The organism is Nostoc sp. NOS(2021), from assembly GCF_017115025.1.
In the GTDB taxonomy this organism is placed as follows: Bacteria; Cyanobacteriota; Cyanobacteriia; order Cyanobacteriales; family Nostocaceae; genus Nostoc.
Genome location: NZ_JABXKM010000313.1, coordinates 14026 through 39883, shown reverse-complemented (window position 1 = coordinate 39883; position 25858 = coordinate 14026). Strand labels below are relative to the sequence as shown.

20 protein-coding genes are annotated in these 25858 nt (G+C 41.6%); 12 read left to right on the top strand and 8 right to left on the bottom strand.

The window, feature by feature from the left end:
- Positions 1-90 precede the first annotated feature (90 nt).
- Both HWQ41_RS30615 and HWQ41_RS30610 read left to right on the top strand, forming a co-directional pair.
- On the top strand, positions 91-2325 hold the full coding sequence (locus tag HWQ41_RS30615) for a glycoside hydrolase (protein WP_292771426.1): 2235 nt from the start codon (positions 91-93) through the stop codon (positions 2323-2325).
- 604 nt (positions 2326-2929) lie between these two features.
- On the top strand, positions 2930-3334 hold the full coding sequence (locus tag HWQ41_RS30610; RefSeq protein ID WP_292771423.1) for a 2TM domain-containing protein: 405 nt from the start codon (positions 2930-2932) through the stop codon (positions 3332-3334).
- Between the two features lie 76 nt (positions 3335-3410).
- On the opposite strand, the gene HWQ41_RS34415 is transcribed toward HWQ41_RS30610, so the two are convergent.
- Positions 3411-3578, bottom strand: a complete 168-nt coding sequence (locus HWQ41_RS34415) for a hypothetical protein (RefSeq protein ID WP_366931728.1) — start codon at positions 3576-3578, stop codon at positions 3411-3413.
- Positions 3579-3588: 10 nt separating this feature from the next.
- The gene (locus tag HWQ41_RS34410) at positions 3589-3714 is read right to left on the bottom strand and encodes a TIGR03792 family protein (protein WP_334784232.1); all 126 of its coding nucleotides are present in this window, start codon (positions 3712-3714) and stop codon (positions 3589-3591) included.
- A 132-nt stretch (positions 3715-3846) separates the two neighbouring features.
- Here HWQ41_RS34410 and HWQ41_RS30600 point away from each other — a divergent pair, with 132 nt between their 5' ends.
- Together HWQ41_RS30600 and HWQ41_RS30595 are read left to right on the top strand one after the other, a co-directional pair.
- On the top strand, positions 3847-4170 hold the full coding sequence (locus HWQ41_RS30600; protein WP_292771421.1) for a phasin family protein: 324 nt from the start codon (positions 3847-3849) through the stop codon (positions 4168-4170).
- A 78-nt stretch (positions 4171-4248) separates the two neighbouring features.
- Positions 4249-4770: an FKBP-type peptidyl-prolyl cis-trans isomerase gene (locus HWQ41_RS30595; protein ID WP_292771418.1), complete on the top strand. Its 522-nt coding sequence runs from the start codon at positions 4249-4251 to the stop codon at positions 4768-4770.
- An 81-nt stretch (positions 4771-4851) separates the two neighbouring features.
- Here HWQ41_RS30595 and dnaB read toward each other — a convergent pair whose 3' ends face one another.
- From dnaB to gloB, 3 genes are all read right to left on the bottom strand, one after another.
- The gene (dnaB, locus tag HWQ41_RS30590; RefSeq protein WP_292771415.1) at positions 4852-7701 is read right to left on the bottom strand and encodes a replicative DNA helicase; all 2850 of its coding nucleotides are present in this window, start codon (positions 7699-7701) and stop codon (positions 4852-4854) included.
- 168 nt (positions 7702-7869) lie between these two features.
- Positions 7870-8328: a 50S ribosomal protein L9 gene (gene rplI, locus HWQ41_RS30585; RefSeq protein WP_292771432.1), complete on the bottom strand. Its 459-nt coding sequence runs from the start codon at positions 8326-8328 to the stop codon at positions 7870-7872.
- 311 nt (positions 8329-8639) lie between these two features.
- Positions 8640-9413 (bottom strand): hydroxyacylglutathione hydrolase, encoded by a 774-nt coding sequence (gloB, locus tag HWQ41_RS30580; RefSeq protein ID WP_292771413.1) that lies wholly within the window; start codon positions 9411-9413, stop codon positions 8640-8642.
- Between the two features lie 500 nt (positions 9414-9913).
- Here gloB and HWQ41_RS30575 point away from each other — a divergent pair, with 500 nt between their 5' ends.
- The 8 genes from HWQ41_RS30575 to HWQ41_RS30540 all read left to right on the top strand — a co-directional run bounded on the left by HWQ41_RS30575 (position 9914) and on the right by HWQ41_RS30540 (position 19597).
- Entirely contained in the window at positions 9914-10756 is an 843-nt protein-coding gene (locus HWQ41_RS30575) for a hypothetical protein (RefSeq protein ID WP_292771410.1), read from the top strand.
- Positions 10757-10785: 29 nt separating this feature from the next.
- Positions 10786-11952, top strand: coding sequence for a glycosyltransferase family 4 protein (locus HWQ41_RS30570; protein ID WP_292771407.1), 1167 nt, complete (start codon positions 10786-10788; stop codon positions 11950-11952).
- 255 nt (positions 11953-12207) lie between these two features.
- Positions 12208-14457 carry an ABC transporter ATP-binding protein gene (locus HWQ41_RS30565; RefSeq protein ID WP_292771405.1) on the top strand — a complete coding sequence of 750 codons (2250 nt, stop codon included), beginning with the start codon at positions 12208-12210 and terminating at the stop codon, positions 14455-14457.
- 4 nt (positions 14458-14461) lie between these two features.
- Positions 14462-15673 carry a glycosyltransferase gene (locus HWQ41_RS30560; protein WP_292771429.1) on the top strand — a complete coding sequence of 404 codons (1212 nt, stop codon included), beginning with the start codon at positions 14462-14464 and terminating at the stop codon, positions 15671-15673.
- Between the two features lie 31 nt (positions 15674-15704).
- Positions 15705-16664 (top strand): glycosyltransferase family 10, encoded by a 960-nt coding sequence (locus tag HWQ41_RS30555; protein WP_292771402.1) that lies wholly within the window; start codon positions 15705-15707, stop codon positions 16662-16664.
- Positions 16665-16667: 3 nt separating this feature from the next.
- On the top strand, positions 16668-17648 hold the full coding sequence (locus HWQ41_RS30550; RefSeq protein WP_292771400.1) for an Npun_R2821/Npun_R2822 family protein: 981 nt from the start codon (positions 16668-16670) through the stop codon (positions 17646-17648).
- Between the two features lie 3 nt (positions 17649-17651).
- Positions 17652-18542 (top strand): Npun_R2821/Npun_R2822 family protein, encoded by an 891-nt coding sequence (locus HWQ41_RS30545; protein ID WP_292771398.1) that lies wholly within the window; start codon positions 17652-17654, stop codon positions 18540-18542.
- A 17-nt stretch (positions 18543-18559) separates the two neighbouring features.
- Complete coding sequence (locus HWQ41_RS30540; RefSeq protein WP_292771395.1) at positions 18560-19597, top strand: Npun_R2821/Npun_R2822 family protein; 1038 nt, start codon at positions 18560-18562, stop codon at positions 19595-19597.
- A 210-nt stretch (positions 19598-19807) separates the two neighbouring features.
- On the opposite strand, the gene HWQ41_RS30535 is transcribed toward HWQ41_RS30540, so the two are convergent.
- From HWQ41_RS30535 to HWQ41_RS30525, 3 genes are all read right to left on the bottom strand, one after another.
- A complete protein-coding gene (locus tag HWQ41_RS30535) occupies positions 19808-20182 on the bottom strand; it encodes a hypothetical protein (protein WP_292771392.1) in 375 nt (124 codons plus the stop codon).
- A gap of 29 nt (positions 20183-20211) precedes the next feature.
- The gene (locus tag HWQ41_RS30530; RefSeq protein WP_292771391.1) at positions 20212-21936 is read right to left on the bottom strand and encodes an AarF/ABC1/UbiB kinase family protein; all 1725 of its coding nucleotides are present in this window, start codon (positions 21934-21936) and stop codon (positions 20212-20214) included.
- An 856-nt stretch (positions 21937-22792) separates the two neighbouring features.
- Positions 22793-25405 (bottom strand): M1 family metallopeptidase, encoded by a 2613-nt coding sequence (locus HWQ41_RS30525; protein ID WP_292771388.1) that lies wholly within the window; start codon positions 25403-25405, stop codon positions 22793-22795.
- Between the last annotated feature and the right edge of the window lie 453 nt (positions 25406-25858).

The following is a 25858-nucleotide window of genomic DNA, read 5'->3' as shown; positions in this document are numbered from 1 at the left end:
GGGGAAGAATGGATTTTTTGATTCATAATTTATCATTAATACCTAATCCCTAATTTCTAATCCCCAATTCCTAACCCCTAATTACTCACTATGTCCCATCCTCTCTACATCGCTTTTATCTGGCATCAACATCAGCCGCTGTACAAATCTCCTGGCAGCGGCGTTTCTCTATCTCCTAGTCAGCAGTACCGTCTACCTTGGGTACGTTTGCATGGGACTAAAGATTATTTGGATTTGGTATTGCTCTTAGAGCGGTATCCTAAGTTACACCAAACGGTGAATTTAGTTCCATCGCTGATATTGCAACTTGAAGATTATATTGCTGGCACTGCTTTTGACCCTTACCTCACAGCCAGCTTGACACCAGATGAACAACTCAACCAGCAACAGCGCGAATTCATTATCCAACACTTTTTCGATGCCAATCACCATACCCTGATTGATCCTCATCCCCGCTATGCCCAGTTGTACCAGCAAAGGCAGGAAAAAGGGCAAGCTTGGTGTTTGGCAAATTGGGAATTGCCAGATTATGGTGATTTGCTAGCTTGGCACAATTTGGCTTGGATCGATCCGTTGTTTTGGGATGACCCGGAAATTGCTGCTTGGTTAAAACAGGGTCGGAATTTTACTTTAAGCGATCGCCAGCGCATTTATTCCAAACAGCGACAAATCCTCAGCCGCATTATCCCCCAACATCGAAAAATGCAGGAGGCGGGGCAGCTAGAAGTTACCACCACGCCTTACACCCACCCGATTTTACCCTTGCTAGCTGATACTAACTCCGGTCGGGTAGCTGTGCCCAATATGACACTACCTAACCAGCAATTTCAGTGGGCAGAAGATATTCCCCGCCACTTGCGAAAAGCTTGGGACTTTTATAAAGAACGCTTTGGACAGATACCTCGTGGTTTGTGGCCTTCGGAACAGTCAGTAAGTCCGGCGGTACTTCCACACATTATTAACCAAGGATTTAAGTGGATATGCTCAGATGAAGCCGTCTTAGGGTGGACGCTGAAACACTTTTTCCATCGGGATGGGGCGGGGAATGTGCAGCAACCAGAATTGTTGTACCAACCCTATCGCCTGCAAACAGCAGAGGGTGATTTGTCAATTGTGTTTCGTGACCACAGATTATCAGATTTGATTGGCTTTACTTATAGTGCAATGCCAGCAAAACAGGCAGCAGCGGATTTAGTAGGACATTTGCAAGCGATCGCTAAAATGCAAAGAGACAGTCAAAGTGAACAACCTTGGCTAGTTACCATTGCCTTGGATGGGGAGAATTGCTGGGAATTTTATCCCCAAGACGGCAAACCCTTTCTAGAAGCTTTGTATCAAAGCTTAAGCGATGAACCCCACCTCAAACTCGTCACCGTCTCCGAATTTATTGAAGAATTTCCAGCTACAGCCACCATTCCCGGAGAGCAACTACATAGTGGTTCTTGGGTGGATGGCAACTTCACCACTTGGATCGGCGATCCCGCCAAAAATCGTGCTTGGGATTATCTGACAGCAGCCAGGATTATGCTTGCAAGTCATCCCGAAGCGACGGAAGAAAACAATCCAGAAGCGTGGGAAGCATTGTATGCCGCAGAGGGTTCCGACTGGTTTTGGTGGTTTGGTGCAGGACACTCTTCAAATCAGGATGCCATCTTTGACCGATTGTTTCGAGAACACTTGTTTGGTATTTACAAGGCATTAAATGAACCTGTACCGCCCTATCTCAAGCAACCAGTGGAAAACCATGCAGCACAGACAAACCACACCCCACAAGGGTTTATTCATCCCATCATCGATGGTAAAGGTGATGAACAAGATTGGGACAAAGCTGGACGCATAGAAATAGGTGGGGCGCGAGGGACAATGCACAATAGCAGTGTCATCCAGCGACTTTGGTATGGGGTGGATCACCTGAATTTCTATTTGCGGCTGGACTTTAAAAGTGGCGCTGCACCAGGGCGAGATTTGCCAGCAGAATTGAATTTGCTGTGGTTTTATCCAGAAAAAACAATGGTCAACAGCCCAGTTCCCTTGGCAGATGTACCAGATGCAGCCCCACTTAATTACCTTTTCCACCATCTTCTGGAAGTTAACTTGTTGACGCAATCGATTCAGTTTCGGGAAGCTGGAGACAATCATCAATGGCATCCCCGTTTCAGTCGCGCTCAAGTAGCAATAAATAGTTGTTTAGAGTTGGCAGTACCGTGGGCAGACTTGCAAGTTCCCCCAGATTATCCCCTGCGCCTGATTTTAGTGCTTGCAGATGAAGGGCGTTTTTGCAACTATTTGCCAGAAAATGCTTTGATTCCCATTGAGGTGCCTTAGAACTCAATACCCTTGGTGTTATACCATTTCATGAAATACCTGGTACAGATACCTAGTTAGGGGCGTACATCTGTCATGCGTGTCAGACAATTTTGGATTTTAGATTTTAGATTTTAGATTGAAAAGAGCAATCAAGTCATTGGCTCTGTCATTTAATTTTAGATTTGGGATTAAAGAATTTAGGACTTACGCATTGACAGAGACAACCAACTGTGAATTACCTTTCGTTACAAGGCTCTAGCCTTGTAATGCTCTTGTGTCCGGCTCTGCCTCCTGGTTTGACGGGAGGCAGAGCCTAGTTGATCGCATTTCCAGGGAGAACCCACCCTGTTTTACGATCGCTTGCTTTCGTCATGCTCCTTTGGGGAATCACGGTTTGCGAAAATGGATAAAGTCGAGCTTAGGGCATTGTCATAAAAGCAATATAGAGGTATTGACAAATACAGTAGCCCTAAATCGCTTGTGAGAAAATAATAAGGTTGTGAATATCACTAAGTATTGGGTGCAAAATGTGGAGGCATTCGCTAACTGAATTGAACGAAGCCTATCGAAAATTTCGTGAAATCAAAAGCGCATTTACACACAAACTTATAAGGTAATTAAAATGACTTACGATTCCGAAGATGTGCAACAAATCCTTCAAATAGCACTCACTCGTAAACAGGAAGGTGAATTTTCACGAGAACAGCTTGTAGAAATGGCATCTGATTTAGGTATTTCTTCTAATATTCTGGAAACAACTGAACAAAAGTGGTTAGCTCAACAAGAAGAGGAAGGTTCGCGACGCACATTTAATACTTTTCGACGCAGAGCCTTTTGGGCACACTTTGTTTCCTTCCTAGCGGTGAATTTATTCCTCATTCTCTTGAATTTAATCACTAGTCCTAGTTATTTTTGGGCTATCTTCCCAGTATTAGGATGGGGGTTAGGACTATTTTTTCATTGGTGGAGTGTTTATCAGACTAAAACAGAGGATTACGAGATAGCCTTTCAGAAATGGCGTGCATAAATTTAACTTTTCCCTACTTTGAAAAATGGAGACACCAACGCACAGCTATGCATCCCTACGAGTTGAGAGTAATCTTTCACCTACAAATGGGGAATTTCCGTACTTGATACTTTGCTGACTCCACTATTGAATCGGATTCTCCCAGTGCTGGAATGAATTTGTCTTCAATAGTCTGCAAATCTGCTTGGGGTAGGCTTTTCACTGCTCCAGCGTAGCCCAATGAGATAACTTCTGTGTGGTTCATTAGAGCTGATCTAAACCTCTTTACTAAGAAATCCAGGATACTCAGGCAGCGCTGTTGTCCAAGTTTGTGCGTCCTTCTGGATAAAATCTTCGCGTAAATTCGGGGCAACCTTAAACTTGAGGATTTCTATAACCACGCCCTTTGAACCCTCTGCTTGCTAATTTGCCAAAATAGAGCTGTAGGCTAGAATAACTACGCTTTCAGCATAGCTTGATTGCCTACACTCAGGAGCAAGGGTCGGCTGGTTAATAAGTAAGAGGAAGGGAGTATGGACAACAACAACTGGTTGCAACAGCTAATGATGGTGGGTCTTGGCACAACCTCTTTAGTAGCAGAAAAACTGCGACAAGTCGGCGATGATTTAGTTAAAGACGGTAAGCTCAATCCTGAGCAAGCCAAGGCGGTAATAGATGATATTGCCCAGCAGTTAAAGTCGGAACAGGGAAACTTCGATGTCCAAATGCAACGGCAAATGCGAAATATGATGCAGGATTTGGGGGTAGCTCGCCAGTCGGAAGTGGACGAACTGCGGGGTAGAATTGACCGTTTAGAGCGTCAAGTGCGCGATATGGAAAATAAGCTTTGGCGTTAGAATGCCCTTTCTGATTTAAACTAATTGTGTCCTGTTGGTAATGTTTTTGCCAGGATACCTAAGTAAGGAGAACTGATTTTGAAACCAATTTTCCTCAGCGTGGCGTTCATGCTGGTGTGTGTTGTGCTATTAGTTGTGGGGCAAGTAGGCAGTAAACAGAATACTGCCATTGCTGCCCAGTTAACCCAAACGCCGCCAGCGCCCACAACTGTAACTGAAAATAATACTCTAATTGCGAGCAATACTATGTCTGATGCTAATGTCGTAACTACCCCCTCAGGATTAAAGTATGTCGAGTTAAAAGAGGGGACTGGGGCGACTCCTCAACCTGGACAAACGGTTGAAGTTCACTATGTCGGTACTTTAGAAGATGGTACTAAGTTTGATAGTTCACGCGATCGCGGTCAACCATTCAGCTTTAAAATTAGCGTTGGACAGGTAATCAAAGGTTGGGATGAAGGAGTTATCACCATGAAAGTAGGCGGTCTTCGTAAGTTAATCATCCCCCCAGACTTAGGCTATGGCGCTCGTGGTGCTGGTGGCGTGATTCCACCCAATGCCACTCTAATTTTTGAAGTGGAATTGCTGGGAGTTAAATAGGAATTGGGGCATTGGGCATTGGACATGGGGCATTGGCTTCTCCCGATCCTCAGTTCCCAATCCCAATCCCCAATTCAATTGCTAAATTTTTAAATTTTGAAACTTTGTAAATTGTGGATTGAACAAAAGTTTCGCAGTACCTGTAGGCCCGTTGCGATGTTTAGCTATAATCACTTCAGCAATGCCGCGATCGGGAGTATCGGGCGAGTAATATTCATCGCGGTACAACATTATTACTAAATCTGCGTCTTGTTCGATCGAACCAGATTCTCTCAAATCTGATAACATCGGACGCTTGTTAGTGCGTGCTTCCACCCCTCGACTCAACTGAGATAAAGCAATAATTGGTACAGATAATTCACGCGCTAAACCTTTGAGTTGACGCGTAATTTTTGATAATTCTTGTACGCGATTATCGCCTGCTCCTTCCATCAATTGCAAGTAATCTATTACAATTAATCCTAATTCAGTACCAAGTTCAGCTTGCAGTCTTCTTGCCTGACTACGTATTTGAGTACAGGTAATATTCGGCGTGTCGTCAATATAAATCGGTATCTCGGAAAGGATACCAATAGCACGGCTTAAAGGTTCCCATTGTGTTTGACTGAGGCGGCCAGTCCGCAGATAACTACTTTCAATTTGCGCTTCGCTAGCTAATAACCGTTGCGTCAGTTGCTCTTTTGACATTTCCAAGCTGAAAATAGCAACTGGTAATTTATAAGAAGCGGCGATGTTATGAGCTAGGTTTAAGCAAAATGCTGTATTGTGAACACAAATATCATTTGCAACAAAATTGTGTGTTTCTGGAATTGTTAAGTCATAAACTTGCTTGTTACCCACCGACTCAATCGCAACTATTTCATCCCAATAAACATCACTGGTTGCTAACTGTTGAAGTGGTAAATTATCTAAAGCTGTGGCTAGTATCCAAAGTCTTTCCCGCTTTAAGGCACGTTTACCAACATGCATATTCGTTGGCCCTTGAATCCCTGCAATTCTAGCTAAACTACTCCAAGTTTCATTCCCTTTTGCTGCTGCTATTTGTTCCCAAATATCTACAGGTATCAAGTCACAATTAGTTTGATATCTCTTTTGAGATATTGCATCTGCAACTTTTGCTATTGCTTCTTCTTTACTAAAGATACCTATTTCTGCGATAAAAGTTTTGATAGATAAGGCATCAGTAATATCTAATTGCCACGCTGTTCTGCGGGTGTTGTTATACTTGACAGACCGCTTTCTAAGAGAGGCGATGATACCAAATCTTAATAAAAGATGTTGGATTTGCCTTGCTAATTTATGGCTGACTGTTCCATACCCTAACTGTGATTGGCCGCTAGTAAGCAGCGTAGCCCATCCATCTGTAGCCCATACTCGATTAAGGAATAAGGCTATTTGCGATCGCTCTAATTTAAAAACGATGTTTGGGATAGTTTTAGAATGAGCATCTTTGCCCCACAAACCTAATTCTTCTAACCAAAGTGTCAGAGAATTTTTCCGAGATTTGCTCATGCTCTTCATACCATGAGAGACAAACTCTTCTGACTCTAATTGTAAAATTTCGCATAATAGCTCAAAAGTTTCTAAATTTGGTACACACTCTCCTTGCTTCCAAGCGCAAAGTAAAGTAGGGCTGACTCCCACTAATTGACTTATTTCTTTTCCTGTCAATGACTGCGATTGAATCGCTAGTTTAAAACTTTCAGCAAAAATCTGTCTTTGAATAGCAATAAATTCTAAATCTCCTCGAACACAAAGTGATGGTGTGCGTTTTCCTTGAGAAGTTTCCCAACGCCCTTTTAAACCACCAAAATCCGCAACTGCTTGCAAAAAATCGGCTTGCAGTAATGGATTCGCATTTGTAAATCGTGGAGTGCAGTTAGTTAATCCGCCATCGCCAATTAAATAAGCTAATAACTTGACTTCGCACTCACGGATGGTTTTTGTACCAAATACATCTATTTTTCGCGGGACAGCAATTTTATCACCCACTTTCAAATGTTCTAATCTTTGCCAGCCTCTAATAGTTAAATAGGGATGAGTGATTGTGGTTTCAATCGAACGACCCAAGCGAGTAGTGACACGAAAAACTGGCTTGATACCATCATCTACAAATGCAGACGGTTGGGTAAGGATAAATTTCCAGTCGTTGTTTAACGTCAATAATGAGCCATGACGTTGGTTATACAATTCTTCGATTGTGGCAATCTGTCCATCTCCAAGGACAATTTCTGAATCAAAGCTTAGGCATTTCCCCATTGATGGCCTACCAGCGACAATAATCAAATCAGAACGCTGAAAGCCGCTGGTCATGGCATCTAAATCGTAAAATCCGCAGGGAATCCCAGGTAAGGCAATGCCTTGATTTCGATCCTCAATATCCTGGAAATTATTAATTAGAGTATCAGAAATGTGAACTAAACCCGATTGGGGACGTTCTTGAGTAACGCCGAATACTTTCTGTTCTGCCTGATCTAAAACCTGTGGTAATTCAGTTTCTGTCTCGTAACCAAGATGTACAATTTCATTGCCAGCTTTAATTAAGCGCCGCCGCAGATATTTGTCCATCACTAACCCTGCTAAGGCATCGATGTTAACTGCTGACACTGTACGGTCTACCAGAGTTGCTAATTTATTTCTGCCACCAATACGGGCAAGGATATCATGGTCAGTCAGCCAACTTGTTACCGATAGCAAGTCTGTGGCTTTACCTTGAGCATGGAGCCTCACAGATGCTTGATAAATATCTTTGTGAGCGCTAATGTAAAAAGCTTCTGGAAGGAGGCGATCGCTAACTCGACTAATCGCTTCTGGATCTAGCAAAATACCCCCCAAAATCGCTTCTTCCGCCTCAATATTTTGTGGTGGGAGGCGTAGTTTACCGCCGTAGGCATCGCTACCATCGCCTTGAAAACTCCGTTCTTCAGCCATAAACGATTTTAGTTTTGATATTTTGCTAGAGACGCGATTAATCGCGTCTGTGTAGGATTCGAGACGCGATTAATCGCGTCTGTACAGGAGTTAGGAGTTATTATTCACCTTTACTTCCCTTGCTCCCTTATCCCCCTCATCCCCCTCATCTCCGCGTCCCCTCCTGAGTTAGCTAGCGACTACTTGAATATCGACTTGCGCCGCTACTTCAGAATGCAGCTTAATTTCAGCTTGATAAGTACCAAGGTGGTTAATATCGGGGATAGTAATACCGCGCCGATCGATTTCTTGACCGGTAGCTGCCTTAATTGCATCTGCAACATCTTGGGTGGTGATAGTACCGAAAATTGCTTCGTTTTCACCAACTGGCTTGGCAATTGTCAAGCTGCCAACTTTTTCTAAAGATTCTTTTTGCTCAAGAGCTTGTTGTCTGAGTTCTAATTGCCGTTGACGCTCTTGCTCGCGACGGCGTTCTACTTGCTTGAGAATACCAGGAGTGGCATTAGTTGCCAATTTCTGGGGAATCAGATAGTTCCGAGCGTAGCCAGGAGCTACTTCCACTAAGTCGCCAGATTTTCCCAGCTTGCTGATATCCTGATTTAAAACTAACTGCACACGTTTCGCCATCGTTTTTCGTTTTTCCTGTAAAATCTGATTAATTTGGGTTTGGGCAGCATAGCTCACAATGTCACTGCTGTATTCCAAGCTTCTTGGCCTAATACCCTAAAGCTTACAGATCCTAGCGAAAGGAAGGGTGCGATCGCAACTATTAGCGCTAGAAAATTCAAGGAATGCGGGGAGTGGGGAGAAATCAATTCAAAATTCAAAATTCAAAATTCAAAATTCAAAATTCAAAATTGAAGAACTCCTACCTCCTCTTTTCCAATGCCCAATGCCTAATGTCCAATGCCCCATGCCCCATGCCCCATGCCCCATACCTAAAAGTTATTTCTCATTTCCCGTATCCGCGCAAAGGTTTGCACTCCATCGCTACTCTTAACGGTTGATTGTAATGATGGCTGATCCCAACGTAAAAAGGGATTGGTTCGCTTCTCCACTCCCAGCAGCGAGGGTATGGTAGCTTCTCCTCGACTACGGTAAGCTTTCACTTCATTGAAGCGTCTTTGTAAGTCGGCGTTGTCGCTATCCACAGTTAAGGCAAATTGCAGATTTTTTAAGGTGTATTCGTGGGCACACCAGACGCGTGTATCATCGGGTAGCGATCGCAGTTTGCTTAAAGAGTCCACCATTTGGGTCGGTGTTCCTTCAAACAAGCGACCGCAACCGCCAGAAAATAAGGTATCGCCGCAAAATAAATCGCCTGTCTCACCAGCTTTTTCGGGGGGAAAGTAGTAAACGATGTGAGCGCGGGTATGTCCGGGAACGAAGATAACTTCAGCTATGCGGTCTGCAAACTGGACGCGATCGCCTTGTTGCAAAAACACCTGCTGTCCGGGAATTCTACCACGATCCTCGGCTCCTCCATAAACTATCAGTTGGGGGAATTGTTCGATTAATTGCTTATTACCACCCACATGATCGTTATGGTGGTGCGTGTTGAAAATTGCTACCAACTCAGCTTTTAATTCTGCCAGTTTCTTTAATACTGGTTGAGACTCCGCTGGATCGACAACAGCGGCGATATTTTGTTTGTAGTCGTGTAACAAGAATATGTAGTTGTCTGAGAGTGCTTCCAGACGGATTACCTGCATTACCTTTGCCTCCCTTACAACATAAATGTTTGGTATTGAGTAGCAATCCTACATTCCAGTGAATAATAGTGCTACCTGCACAAGCTATCTCAACTTTTTATACTTTGTTCATTAGCGCTATGGTGGAATATTAACTATGATATTATACAACCGTGCTTACACGGTAATTATACTGAAAATAAGTCAACTCCAGATGAATTTATCAGTGAAATTTCTCTGGGAATAGCTACAAATACAAAGTTAGATTTATTTTATTATTTTTTTTATTAAAAATAATAAATCGTTAAGTTCATATTTTGCCAGGACTTACGCAAAAATTGCTAAAAAGCTTAATTTATCGAACGCCAAGACGCCAATAGCGCCGAGAATTCTTAGAATGTGCGTAAGTCCTATTTGCTTATCTCTACTCTATTGGATTTGGCTATAACTAAAACTAGAGTAAGATTTTCTGAAAATAAATATCTAACTTCCAAACTAAACAACAATTGTTAATTTAATTTATGTCAACAGAAACTAGAGGATTTATTACAATTCTAACTGGTCTTTACTCTTTTCAAGACTGCATTCACTTTTTAGCGGCGATTAGAAAGTTTCATCAAGAGCCAATCATTATTTTAATTGACCAAGTTCCAACAGTACTCTATCCTTTTCTGAAGGCTTTCAAAAATGTCATTTTAAAGCCGGCTCCTGCAAATGAAAATACTGTTTTAGCATCACGACAAGCAAAACTGGCTCTATATGCAGCCTCGGAATTTGATAAAACGATTTACTTAGATTCAGATATTTGCTTACTTTCCGATATCAACGAAGTATTTGAGTATTTGGATGAATATGATTTTCTGTTAACTGAAGATGTGCAACCTTCTATTCTGAAAGCTACGAATTTACTGCGTGGAAAGCAAGAAGACCTTTTACCAAATGTTTTGCCAATTCTGCAATCTGTAGGGTTACCGTTGCAAGCAGATAGTGTGCAGTATAATGGTGGTTTTATCGCTTTTCGGAAAACAGAAGTAACGAAGGTATTCTTTGAAGAATTTAAACTTTATTTTGAGATTGTCAAAAATAACCAAGATAAATTACTTTTAAAAGACCAAGGGGCTTTTGCATCTGCGATCGCATCTGTACGCCCTCATAAAAAAATCCTACCACCTACCTATAATTATCTTAGTAAGTGGGAAGAGGATTATGATATTCAAGATAAAATTAAAGTTCTTCACTGTACCTATCCTTATCGACCTCAGTATGCTAAAAACATTACTCGTTCCTTATATACAAGGGCTTTTGACAGATTCGCTCAAGTTTTTTTACCAAATCAAGTTACAAATCCCTGGCGTAAAAAATGATGCATTCATAAGTAGGTCAATTAGCATTTATGAAAGATAGATTAAAGGTATCGTTGCTTGTCTGGAATTTATCTACTAATGATGGTTTCATTCGTGCTTCTTTGTTAAAAGCAGCGTTGACTCAGTTGGGATACGAAGTAGAAATTTTGGGCTTCTTATTTGGTAATGAGTTGTACGGAGCGATTCCCTTAGGTTCTGAAGTATATGCTGTAGAAGGTACTAATTATCCAAGCTTTTTTAAATCCGTAGGGAAAATTTTAAAACATATTGATGGAGATATTATTTATGCAATTAAGCCTCAACCAGCAAGTTTTGGAGTTGCACTTCTAAAGAAACTATACACTCGCCGGGCAGTAATTTTAGACATTGATGATTGGGAACTTAGCTGGTATGGCGGTGATGAATGGCAATATCGTCCCACACTCAAACAACTAGCAAAAGACTTACTTAAAAAAGACGGTGTTTTGAGATTACCTAATCATCCTTTGTACTTGAAATGGATGGAAGCTTTGGTAAATCAAGCTAATGCAGTTACAGTACATACTGAATTTTTGCACCAACGTTTTGGCGGTACATTTGTTCCCAATGGCAAGGATACCTCTTTATTTGACCCCACTCAATATGATGCTGAGTCTAGTAGAAGCCGTTATGGTTTATCTGAATATCGTATTTTAATGTTTCCTGGTGCGCCAAGACCGTATAAAGGTCTAGAAGATGTTCTTATAGCGCTCGATAAAATTAATCAGCCAGACTTAAGACTAGTGATTGTAGGTGGCAGTCCTTATGATGATTATGATCAGCAACTTCAACAAAAGTGGGGACGCTGGATTATCAAATTACCAAAGTATCCCAGTGATATTATGCCTGATTTGGTCGCAGCGGCTCACATTGTAGTCGTTCCCCAGCGAGATACCCCAGAAACTCGCGCTCAATTTCCCCTGAAGTTGACAGATGGAATGGCAATGGCTAAACCTGTATTATCAACGCGCGTTGGAGATATTCCCAAAATTTTAGGTGATACTGGTTATTTAGTCGAGCCTGCTTGTCCTGAACAGATTGCTGAACAAATTCAATTGATTTTTCAGAATTTAGAGTCAGCGAACCAGCAAGGTATCAAGGCCAGGGAAAGATGTGTGGAACACTATAGCATAGAGGCTATGGCTTCTGTGCTTAAGTCGGTAATTGCTCGGTTGTGAATATTTATAGGGCATGGGGCATGGGGCATTGGGTATTGGGCATTGAAAAAAAGATTTTCATCCTCTGATTGTGCTAAAACAGTTCTGCTATTCTATCTGGCAAAATATCTAGAAGCTGGTGTTGTCGCGGTGTAACTATATTTTAACGGAGTTGAGACATGAAGATTATTTAGTTTGATTTATTTGATGATTAGCTTTCTTTGGCAAGTAATTTGTGAATAATATTAATAAGTAAAAGTTGCATAAAAATACCCAATGTCTACCAGAAAACTACTACTAAGATTCGCTAAACCCTATCCAGGTTTGATTCTGCTGACAATATTGTTAGGATTTTCTGGAGCTTTATTTAATGGGATCAGCACAGCTTTAATTGTGCCAGTGGTTTTAAAAATTGTGGGGCAAGAAGTAGATTTAAGTACAGCTCCTCCCATCCTGAAAAGGTTGATATCTCCCTTTGATAGTACTCCAGAGCCTTACCGTATAGGGGTAATGGCTGGGGCGATTATATTCACAATTCTTTTAAAGAACTTAGCTACTTATGCCAGTTCCTTAGCATCGAGTTCTTTAACCCGAAAGCTAACATCGGATATGCGCGAAACCGGGTTAAGGCTATTACTAGAAATTGATCTAGATTATTATGCCAAGACGAAGGTTGGTGATTTAATCAACAGTCTTGGTGGAGAAATTGGCCGGGCTGCAAGTGCTATAGGTAGTACAGTCAAGTTAGTTATCCTGGGAATCACAATTTTAGTTTTTGTCGGTTTATTGCTGTCAATTTCTTGGCAGTTGACAATTGCTGCTACGCTTTTGCTGTCGTTGGTGACGTTAATAAATCAGTATGCGATTTCCCGGTCTAAAAATTTTGGGAAGCAGCTTAGTGAGATGTCTAGAGCATACTCAATCTCTGTACTGGAAACCCTAAACGGAATTCGGTTGGTAAAGGCGACGGGAAATGAAGAAAAAGAATATCAACGGATTAAAAAATTAATTCGCGATCGCGAATTAGCAGATTTCCAATCTCAGGTTAATTCGGAAGTGATTACACCTCTGAGTGAGGTGATGGGTATTACAGCTTTACTGCTGATTGTACTTTTGAGCAAAACCTTCTTTGCTGATCAGGTTTCTTCTCTTTCCACCGTACTCCTGACATATTTATTAGTGCTACTGCGATTGCTACCATTGATTTCTCAGCTAAATACTATTCGCAGCAACTTTGCCAGTATGGCGGCTAGTGTGGATGTGACGAATGAGTTTTTAAGCCTGCACGAGAAGCCGTTCATGGGCAAAGGTAAGCTTCCCTACACAAAATTACAAGAGGGAGTGTCTTTTAATTCTCTTTGCTTTGCCTACCCTGGTCATGAGAAGTTGGTACTCAAAGATGTGAATTTATATTTACCACATGGCACAACTTTAGCGTTGGTAGGCGGTTCTGGTGCTGGTAAATCCACTTTGGCAGACCTCTTGCCCAGATTCTATGACCCGATCGCTGGCAGTATTACCATTGACGGCACCGATTTGCGGGAGTTCGATGTGATATCCCTGCGAAAGCGAATGGGAATTGTCAGTCAAGATACCTTTCTTTTTAATGACTCGGTGCGAAATAACATCGCCTATGGGCGACAAGAAGCTACTGAGGACGAAATTATTACAGCGGCCAAGCGGGCAAATGCCTATGAGTTTATTAGCAAATTGCCTCAGGAATTTGACAGCTTGATTGGCGATCGCGGTGTGATGTTGTCTGGTGGACAAAGGCAAAGATTAGCGATCGCCCGCGCCCTCCTCCAAAATCCCGAAATTCTGATTTTAGATGAAGCCACCAGCGCTTTAGATACCGTTTCCGAACGCTTAGTACAAGCTGCACTCGATGATTTGAGTCGCGATCGCACTACCCTAGTAATTGCTCACCGCCTTTCCACAGTCCAAAAAGCCAATCAAATAGCCGTGTTAGATCAAGGGCAGGTGGTAGAGGTGGGAACCCATGAAGAACTTTTACAAAAGGGTGGTTACTACTTACGTTTGTACTCAATGCAATTTGCAGAACGTCCTGAAACTGCTACCAAACACAATCAAAGCTTGCTCCGCATCTCTCACGAAATTCGGACGCAGTTGAACTCGATGATTGGGTTCCTACATTTATTACTAGATGATTTGGTAGACGATTCCCAAGAACGGCACGAATTAATTGAAGATTCTTATAAATCCGCTTGGAGAATTCTCAACACCATTGATGTTTTTGAGGATGTTATTAACTTACAAATCAAGGGGCAGATTCTTTCAATTTCTGACCAAAATCAAAATGTTATCAGTAAGCATTATCAAACCTTTAATCATCTCGCCGTTGAGTTTCGGACTTATCTTAACCTCATCCTTAGCTCTCTCCGCTCTCTAGCTGATAATTTGATATACACCGTAGAAGAACAAAATGGATTAATTACTGAAAGTTATGAATCTGCTATATATCTGCTCGATAATTTAGAAAAATTTGAGAATAGTATTAATGTCTAAAGTTATGAAAGATCCTACTTTAAAAAAACACTACATTTTTTTTATTGGTGAAGAGTTACCCCAGCCAGAAGCTCATCTAGTGCAGTCTACAAATGCAGCTAATGGCGCTGCCAACTTAGGATACTCAACAGTTTTGGTATACCCTGAGAAAGGAGCAAAAGCGATTAACCTAGCTAATCTAGCTCGTCCTTTTCAACCGAGACAAACACCAACAGAACTTATTAAATATTATAACCTTCATGACAAATTAAAAGTTGCTCCCTTACCGATGCCTTGGCCAATTGACCATTTTCGGAGCAAATTTACTGACTCTAACACCATTGCGAGCAAGTATTATTTACCATTTCATATTCTTCCAACTACTAAACTTGTCCACAGTCGCAACTGGAATTTTGTAAAAGCTGCCATTAAAAATGGCGTTCCCGCAATTTATGAACACCACCACCACGAAGACAAGCCATTTGAGCCAGAAATTGTCACAAATCCGCTATTGCAAATTGCTGTCACGGTTGTAGACACCATCCGCGAAAGCATGATTAAAAATGGGATGCCACCAGAAAAAGTAATTAACCTGCACAATGGTTTTAATCGCTTGTTTATGCAGAGACAACCAGAAAAAGCGGCAGAATGGCGTCAAAAACTATTGCGAGACGAAAGCCAAAAATTGGTAGTTTACGCGGGAGCATTACAGCAATTTAAAGGTATTGATGTACTAATTGATGTGGCTAATGAAATGCCTAATGTGCAATTTGCCTGTGCAGGTGGTAAGCCAACAGAAGTCGAATTCTATCAGCAATTGGTAAAAGAAAAGCAGATTTATAATATTAAATTTTTGGGCTATGTCTTCCATAATGAGTTAGCATCTTTGCTACAAGCAGCCGATGTTTTAGCTCACCCTCATTGTTCAGGAAAAGCGGCAACTTTCACATCTCCCTTAAAGCTGTTTGACTACTTCGCCTCTGGAACTCCCATTGTCTCGACAGAAATTCCATCATTAGTTGAGTTTCAAGATACTCAAGCGATCGCTGCTTGGTGTGAGCCAGATAACTCCAACAAATTTGCCGAAAGTTTAAAGCAGGTTTTAGAAACTCATCCCAGAAAGATAGAAGGTTATCCAGATAGTATCGAGTTTGTCAAGCAGTTTTCTTGGGAAAATCGGGCGGCAAAAATTCTTAGTTATGTTGATGAATCTCTGCTGCCCCAACTTATTGTGTAAGGAAAATCACTCATGACAAATAATAACTAAAATGACTATTAAAACTGTAGGAATGATTAGCAGCTATCGAGGTTTAGAAACCAGAGCCGATTGGCTATGGCAACAAACCCCGCATCAATTTGGAACTTGGGGCAATATACAAATGCAGGCACTAGCAGCAAAACCAGATTTTATGCTGATGTATCAATTTGATTTTCCCCAAGCATCGACGCAAAAATCTTGGTTAGATAGTTTTCCCAAACGCCAGCAAAAACCAGTAGTAAATGTTAATTCTCTATTGCGTGGTGTGAGTAAAGAGCGGATTATTTATTTACTACGAGAACCGCCTTTAGATGAAATTGTAGAAATAACTAATCAGAATTATCAACAAGCACAGAAGTATTCCGGCTACATTTCTGGCCCCGATGATTTTGCCCCGACTCCCGACTATATGCCTGCTATTTGGTATCACTCAAATTCATTTCAAGATTTAAATGAAATGCCACCTCCCCAAAAGGTTGCCCCATGTAGTTGGATTACTTCAGGAATTAGCCGCACAGTTAATCATCGCCAGCGTTTAGACTTTTTGCAGTCACTACAATCTAGTGGCATTAAGTTTGATTTGTATGGGCGTAACTTACCAGAATGGGCGAAAAAGTCGGGAGAACTGGGTAATAAGTGGTATGGCATGGCACCATACTATTACAATCTGGCAATTGAAAATTATGCTGATAATAATTGGTATGTGAGTGAGAAACTTTGGGATAGTTTGCTTGCTTGGTGTCTGCCAATTTACTATGGTGGGCCAGCTGCTGATAAATTATTGCCACCGGGTAGTTTTTTGCGGTTGCCAAGTTTAGATGAAAAAGGTATTGCCTACATCCAAGAAGTGACAGCTACACCTGATGCTTGGTATGCTGCCAAAGATGCGATCGCAGAAGCACGCCAAATCATTTTACACAAATTAAACCTGCTTAACTGGTTGTCAAACTTTGTTGATCAACACTCATAAATTATGAATGGTATTTGTACCCTTGGCAATGATTATGTTTTCGATCAGCTGGTGGCTTTGCTCAACAGTATTGATGTTATCTTAGGCTCAGAAACTCCTGTTTGTATCTATCCTTTCGATGATCAAACACAGCGAATTGCTGATGAAATAGCTAAACGCCCTAATGTATTTCTTTACGATAATCAAGAATCAATCAATCGCTGGGATCAATTTATGCTCACAGCAGCGCCGGAACGATTGAATCGTAGTAAATCCCGTCTTTATGGCGCTCACCGTCGTTTTTGCGCTTTTGATGGCCCTTTTGATAAGTTTATCTATTTAGATGCAGACACCTTGGTAATGAACTCACTCGCGGCAGTGTTTGAAAAGCTAGATAGTTATGATTTCGTTGTCTACGATTTCCAATTTAAAGACGTTAGTAAAATATATAATATTAAATCCCCCAAATTACTAGAAGTTTTCGAGCAAAAACGCATTGATTCCGAAATATTTTGCTCAGGCTTCTATGGCGCAAAACAGGGAATATTTAACTCAGAACAAAGAGATTGGCTGATATCCAATTTACAAAATGGTGAGGCGGAACTTTTGTATGAAGGTGCTGGTGAACAACCACTGATCAACTACATGGTAATGAGGTCTAATCTTTCTATTTATAACTTTGCTCGGCAACTGCCAGATAATCAAAAAACAGGATGTTCTGCCACATCAAAGCACTTCGAGGAACGAGAAAATATTCTCTATGACAAAGGTAATCGACTAACTTACCTCCATTACATTGGTATTCCTCCTAATATCAATCAAGCAGTCTGTGCTGGAGAAAATATTGAGTTTCCCTATCGAGATTTATTTCTCTATTATCGTTACCTACACGAACCAGAGAAGCGTCCAGTCTTTAAAAATCCTCCTAAGAGTTATAATGATGCTCCAGTACCAAATTTACTTACAAAAGCTTTACGAAAACTTAAGTTAATTAATCAAGGATAATTTATGAGCAGGGGCATTTATATAGTTGCCAATGACCGCGTTATCGATAATGCGATCGCTTTACTCAATAGCATTCGTTACTATGACCCAGAAGTGACTGTTTATCTTATACCTTTTAATGACAATTATCACAAGGTAGCAGAACAGCTTGCTACCTTACACAACGTCGAAATTTTCCCAGATTTGAAGCTGATTGATACATTTACCAAACGCATCGGAGAAATTTTTGAGCGAGATTTCCTCGCCTTACCCAACAAAATGCGTAAACTGGTGGCGTGGTTTGGCCCTTTAGATGAATTTATTTATATTGATACTGATATTGTCGTTTTTGAAAAAATCGCCGACAATTTAGACAAACTTTCAGAAGTCGATTTCTTCTGTTGTGATTACCATCATGCCTATGACAAGCTGCGAAATATCTTTTCCCCATTTGTGAAAGAGCAGGAAATTTTTTCCGATGCCCAACTTCAAGATGTTTTCAACAGTGGCTTTTGGGCTTCGAGAAAAGGAATTATTACCGAACAGCAAATGGATGAAGCTTTGCGCGAGTGTGCAGCACATCGTGAGTATTTCGATTTTTCTGAAGGAGTTACAGACCAACCGATTCTGAATTATCTTGTGCTTAAACTAATTGCCAAACGTGGAAATCTCGTCAAAATTCCTGGGGGAGGGCCTGGTAGTTGGGCTGGTTCGCAAAATTTCCAACAGCAAGAATACGCCCTCTATGACCGAGGACAACGACTAAAATATCTCCACTGGGCTGGTACGCGGATGAAAAGTGGTTGTCCCTATTGGCAATTGTGGGAACACTATCGCTATCTCCATCAGGGTAAATTCGCTTTCATCCCCAAACTAACTCGCCGTTTATTTCCCTTTGTTGCTGCCCATACTTAATATTAGGAGTATCCCCAATGAGCGATGGCATTTACATTTTAGCGAATGATGTTGTCTATGACCAACTAGTTGCATTGCTCAATAGTATAGAAGCTAATGCTGGTAGAAAAATCCCTATTTGTGTAATTCCATATAATGATCAGTTAGACAAAGTAAAGGCAGAGATTGCATCTAGAGATAATGTCACTTTATTTGAAGACTCTGATTCCATAGCCTACTGGGATAACTTTGCCACCCAGATATGGAAAAATTACCCTAGAGCACAAAAAACTTGGCGAGAGTGGGGCTTCCCGGAACTCTATGTTCTACCAATGCACCGCAAATTGTGTGCTGTGGATGGTTGCTTTGATAGATTTATTTATTTTGATGCAGATACCTTGTTAATGGGGCCTGTAGATTATGTATATGAAAAATTAGATGCCGATGATTGGGTAGTCAATGATTTTCAGTATAAGTCTGATTTAAAATTTATTTTTGATGGTTCGTCAGAGCAGATGCAGCAAGTTTTCAACTCCGAAAATTTGCAATCTAAAGTATTTTGTGCTGGTTGGTTTGCTACTAAGAAAAATATTTTTTCTAAAGCTTTAAGAGCCGACTTACTCAACAAATTAATCGCGGGTGAAGCTGAAGTGATGTGTTGTTTAGGTCCTGACCAATCTTTATTTAACTACATGGTGTTGAAAAGTGCAATTTCCTATTATAACTTTGCTTTTCATGACTGCGAACAAGCAACTGGTAATCACTGGAGTTCTCAATTTGATGTGGTAGATAATATCCTATACGACCAAGGTCGGAGGTTGACATACTTACACTATATGAGTATATCTTCTTCAGCTTTTACAAGGCTTTGTGGTGGTGAAGATGTTGATATTGCTTACCGCGATGTTTTCTTATATTACCGCTATTTAAAATCGCCTGAAAAACGTCCTCAAAGCTTTACCCGCCCAAGCCAGCTAACGCTGATGCAAAAGTCTACTATCAGTTTTATTCAGCAAAGAGTCAATAACATTAAGCTAAAATATCGTAACTTTAAGGATAGAATTAATGGGTACTAATAATATAGCAAAGCTTTGCCACTTAAAATAAGTATGGCTTTGCAGATGCACATTTGAGCATTTATACGCAATTATCAGGTAATTTGTAAAACTTTAGTAAAAACTAAGTATTCACAGCCAGCAAACGATCGCATTGTAATTGTATAAGAGAACATAATTACTGGCGGTGAGCATTTATGCTTGTTTCGATGTTGGTGAACAGTTCTATATTTAAGAAAAAGAATCTAAATCTAAAGATTGCATTCCTTCGCGTTCTATAAATGTCATCATACTTCCCAACTGCAACCAAACTAACAAACAAGTCAGCAGACTAATTGGTAGACCAACTCCTAAAGCTAAAGAGGAGGGGAAGCCAAATATTTCTAAGCCTGAAGACAGAAATAGACAAGTACCGCCAGTTATGCCGATAAATGGCACAAGTAATTGTTTGAGTGAGGAACGCGGTTTCGTATTTTCTGTGCGCTCGCTTGGCCATTTCTGCACAATTACTTTCAAAGTACCAGATAATGCCAAACCAGATGTTAATGCTGTCAGAAAGCCAACAAGTAATAGGAAATAAGGCGGTTGCAGAGGAAAATAGTACATGAAAACTCCTGATTTATCTTAAAGATTTTTTACTTTTTATTTGTTGATTGGTTCCCAGCAAAAGACTCCAGGAATGTAGCTTTTGGGAGGATAGCAGCTGCGCCTTCTCTGGATAACTCTGTTAAAATGCCGATCGCTACGTTTAATAAACGATCCGGTTTTAAGTCATCTTTAACCAGGTTCCAGAGGCGTTGGACATCTTCGGTGTGGAGGCGGTCATCTTCGGTGAGAGCAAGCACCATCTGTCGCCGCAGAAACTTACCTTCTTCCGACATTAAATATTGCAACCCCATCTGGGCTGTGGGCAATACATCAAAGTTGTTATCAGTACGAGCGATCGTAATCAAATTCTCTAACCGCTGCCACTGGAATTTACCATCTTTGAATAACACATTCAATAATCGCCGCCGTAATTCGGGCGATTCCCCCGTCAGCAAGCGGCGTGCTATATAGGGATAACCCACTTCCACAATTTTGAAATTCGGGTTGAGGCTAAGGGCAATACCTTCCTGAGTCACCAAGGAACGAATAATCAAAGCAAACTTCGCCGGGACTCGGAAAGGATATTCATACATCAGTTCCGAGAACTCATCGGTAATAGTTTTGAAGTTAAAATCCTTGACATTTTTACCAATGGCGTTTCCCAGCACCGCTTCTAATGCTGGCACTATCGGGCAAATATTCGTGTCTGGAGTGAGAAACCCTAATTTTACAAAATCTTCGGCTAAGTCGGTATAGTCTTTATTCACCAAATGCACTAGCGCATCGACCAGCGTTGCTTTCGTGCTTTCCTCCAACTGATCCATCATGCCAAAGTCAATGTAAGCCATACGTCCATCGGGTATCGCAAACAAATTGCCGGGATGGGGGTCAGCATGGAAGAAACCATGTTCTAACAGCTGTTGCAATCCTGATGTAACGCCAATTTCGATGATCGCCTCTGGGTCTAAACCTGCTTCACGGATGCGTTGAGTATCTGTCAGCTTGAAGCCATTAATCCATTCCAGGGTTAAAACGTGGGTATTGGTATAACGCCAGTAAATGCCTGGAACTTTTACTTGCGGGTCGTTGCGGAAATTGCTAGCAAATTTTTCGGCGTTGCGGCCTTCATTAATATAGTCAATTTCCTCAAATAACTTCGTGCCAAACTCGTCCACAATTAAAGTTAGGTTGTGACCAAGATTTAAAGGCAACCAAGGAGCTAGCCAACCTGCTGCCCAACGCATCAGATATAGGTCGCGTGTGATTACCGGGTGTAAGTTGGGGCGTTGCACTTTCACGGCGACTTCTTCGCCGCTGACCAGACGACCACGGTATACTTGACCCAAGCTAGCAGCAGCTACTGGGTTAGGTGACAGTTCGCTAAAACTTTCATCAATTGGACTGTCTAATTCAGTTTCGATAATCTGGTAAGCGATCGCATTATCGAAAGGTGGTAACTGGTCTTGTAACTTTATCAGTTCTTCTAAAAAATCTTTGCGTATCAGGTCAGGTCTGGTGGAGAGGGCTTGACCAACTTTAATAAAAGTCGGGCCGAGGCGGGTGAGCAGTTCTCGCAACTGGATCGCTCGTTTACCCTTGTTCTGCTCAACTTGATCTTGCCATTCGTCCCACTTGAGACTGAGTATAAATCCTGCAAAAGACCAGATAATTTTTAGCAATCGCCCCCAGGCTAGCCAGGGACGGTAACTATAGTAGCGAGCGATCGCATCTGGATTATAGAGTTTTAGCTGAGCAGGTTGATACTGACCCACGCCTTTTTTTTGCCTCTTCAACTGAAAAATTTACAATGATTGTTTTTCTCCTGACCCACAAGTTAGTTGCAAGTTCAGGATAGCGGTAGTCTTTTATCTAAAACAACTAGAACTTTACCCTTTCGGGGTACTGTTCGGGGCGATTCTAGACTATGTTACCGCCTAGATTTATTTATCTTTATTCTTAATTATAATTTATAAAACTACAACTACTTATCCAACCTTCAGATGGTTTTATCTTTTCTTAACCATTGTTTATAAAAATATAATTATTTACCTATGTATGCAAATTTGAATAAAATGCGACAGTTAAGTAACTTTATTTACTAACAGTTACATGGAGCAGTAGTACTATTACTGTCTTGGATTTAATCATTTGAAAATTCAGACTGTCTTAGAGGTTGTTTTAAAAGTATTTTTCGTAACACCAAAGCCTCGGAAACCTAACCCCCCCTAGCCCCCCTTCCCTACGAGGGAATGGGGGTTTCAAAGCCTCTCTCCGCTTCGGCGAGAGGTTTGGAGAGGGGTTTCTAGTATACTTTACGACTTTTCAAACATCCTCTAAGAGGATGTTTGAAAAGTCATGAAAGGGAACTCTTAACTCTTAACAGGGAAAATTAAGCCACCCACAAGGGGTGGGGTTTCAACCTACCTTGCGATACAAGGATTTTTTGCCCACTAGGGGCGAAAGCGCAAAGCGGGACGAAGTACGGCTTAAAACCTTGCAACTCTACAAGACGCTACCGCGAACGGGGCTAATTCTCTCTTTTCTGTTCCCTATTCCCTATTCCCGCCCCGTTGGCGCAGCCTCTCGTAGAGAAGGGGATGGGTAAAGTTTACTAATTATCATGTAGTGCTATTTAGATTTGGCCTCCAAGTTTTCTAAACGGCTTCTCAATTCCTGGTTTTGTTGTTTGAGTTGGTCGAAATCTTCACGCAATTGACGCAGGTTTTTTTCTGAACCAATATTCTTTTGCACTTTGGAAATTTCTTCTTCAGCATAGCGACGTACACGCCCATCGGCTGTTTGTTCAGCTAGCGATCGCAAAATCCCGACTGCTTTGGGTATTTCCATTTGTCCTAATGCTGCTGCTACCGCCACTTGCGTTAAAAAGAAGGTTTCTTTGGCTAGTTCTGTTAATTTTTCTAAAATCCGTTCTAAATTAACCGGACTTTGACCTCCAGAAATCTTTCCTAAAGCGCGAATTGTGGCTAAACGTAGGGGTTGTGGTACACCGAGTTTGGTGTATTCGATCAGCAGATTTAAAGCTGCTTCCGAGGTTTTGAATTCAGCTAAACCAGCGATCGCACCACTCCGCACAACTTCATTCCAACCCGCCTTTTCTTCTAAAACGGATTTTAGCAGCTTTAATACCTTGTCTTCCTTGGGTTTTTCTTCCAAATTTGCAGATGCAATCGCCCCGATCGCACGAGAAGCTGCTGCTTCCACGTAGTAGCTGGGATCGCCTTTTTGCACTAACCCTCTGACAACTTTATAGCTTTCAGCAGTTTTGATTTGAGCAAGTGCTTCCACTATAGATCGTCGCACGTAAGCATTTTTATCTTTTAACCCAAGAACTAAGCCATCAAAGGCTTGATCTAAATTAATTTGGGCTAGTTGTTTCGCCACTTCCACACGCACACCCCATAATGGGTCATTTTTTAGCGCCGCAGACAGTGCTTTTGTTGCTTCTAACCCACCTTTTTTTGCCAAAGCTTCTGCTGCATAGATGCGCGAAATCGGGTTGGGGTCAGATTCTAACTGTGCTTTTAACTCCGATATTGGATACTCTAAAGTTACTGTTTTTAGATAATTATCCCCAACATCAAAGCTGATAAATTGGGGCTTATTTTCTAGGGGAAAGTAGAAGCTTTGTTCACGTTCATTCACCCGTACAGTGAAAGTAGTGAGTGCGGAGAATGAAGTGCTGAGTTTGGCAGCTGAATCCTGCTGTACATAGCCAAAACCTATAGGTATTTTCAGTTCAAACAAATCCTTACTGCCATTTTTATCTTCAGCAGCTTGGGTTTGAGTTACTGTAATTTTTGCCAAATTAGCATCTCCATCCCAAGAGTAAGCCACTTTAAAATCGGGATGACCACCACGATAAACGTATTGGTCAAAGAGGAACAAAAGATTATGTCCGGTTGCTTTTTCAATCGCCCTGAGTAAGTCTACTGTTTCTACGGTTTTGTGAGCATTATCTTGGATAAATGTTTGAATTGCCAGCCAAAATAATTCATCTCCCAATTGGGCCCGAATCATGTGATAAACACAAGACCCTTTTTCGTAGATGTGGCGATCGTAAAGTTCAATAGCTTCCCGGTAAACATGCGTTACCATCGGCCGGCGGTAGCGGCTGCTATCTTCACTAATGTAACGACGAGCTTCCAATAAACGATAGTAAGCTGCTTCTTGGAGACTATATTCCTGTTCTGTCCACATCACCTCAGAATAGGAAGCCATCCCTTCCTTAATCCAAGCATGAGACCAATGCTTAATCACCACCAAATCACCAAACCATTGGTGCGCCAGTTCGTGGACGACTAAACTTTCGGTATTGCGGTTATCTAAGGCGGCGCGTTCATCCAGCAAGCATCTATCTGTTAACAGGGTTGTGGAGGTATTTTCCATCCCGCCAAAGATAAAATCATCGACGCAAACCTGAGCATATTTCGGGAAAGCGTATGGATAGCCATACTTTTGGCTCAAAAATTCGATCATCCTGGGAGTTTTGCCCATGCTGCGTTTAGCATCTTCCTCCCGTCCCTTTTCTACGTAGTAGGTGACTGGTTTACCCTTCCAATCGTCTCGAATTTCGGCAAAATCACCTACTGCCAAAGTCATCAAGTAGGTAGGATGAACTTGTTGCTGTGACCAATGGTAGATTTTGTAATCACCATCTTCTGTGGTGTCAATTAATTCGCCGTTGGAAATCGCCACCAGAGGGTTGGGAACACGCACGCGAATTTCCGAAGTAGACAGTTGTCCGGGATAGTCAAAGCAGGGGAACCAAAAGCGAGAGTCTTCATCTTCTCCCTGAGTCCAAACTTGGGTGGGCTTGTTTGGGTAGTGTTTGTCTGGTTGAATGAAGTAAATACCGCGTTGCGGTTTTGCCACCGAGTAGGCGATCGCAATCAGCAAGCGTTTACCAATCTGGGTCGCCTCAGAAAGTTGGATGGAAAGCTGTTCCCCGTCGTAGTCAAAATTTTGTGGCACCTCGTCCACCTGCACAGACTCGATATTCAGATTGACAGCATCCAAAGTCAAACGGTCAATGCCATTACGGATTGGTAAGAGGCGAATGCTACAACTGCCCTGATAGCTTTGCTTGGGGATATCCAAGCTGAGATCGAGAAAAATATGCTCTACTTGTCCGGGGCGATCGGGGTTGTAGTGTGGTCTTGCTCCCGGTAACTCAAAAGGTTTGTGTCCCTTATTATCTGTATCAAAATAATACTTCGACATTGATCCTTACTGACCTTGTAATCCTGAAAAGTCTGGCTTGGCTGGATGTAGTTAAGCAAAATAGCGGTGTCTAAATGTATTTCCCAAATCAACAGGGCTGTATGGCGGGGAGGATTCCCCTTTGGGATTGGGGGATTGAAATTAATCTCACCCGAATTTCCGAAGGTCGGCTGCCGATCCTTGGACTTTTTTCCATATCCCTCCCGCATTTACTTTTCCTGATCTTTTTCACTTTTTTGTCACCGGGTCAAGAGTCTCTTGCACCTCGATAGATTCTCATTAAGTACAAATACTCCTAATTATTTTTATAACTTTAGGATAGCTTGCTGTTGCTGAACACGCTATTTTGTTTGAGATGAACAGCATATCATTTGCAGATTTGCCCATCATCCTTTTGAAGTATTTTTGAGAATAATTTTAGACTTGCTAACTTATAGGACTACTAATTTTATC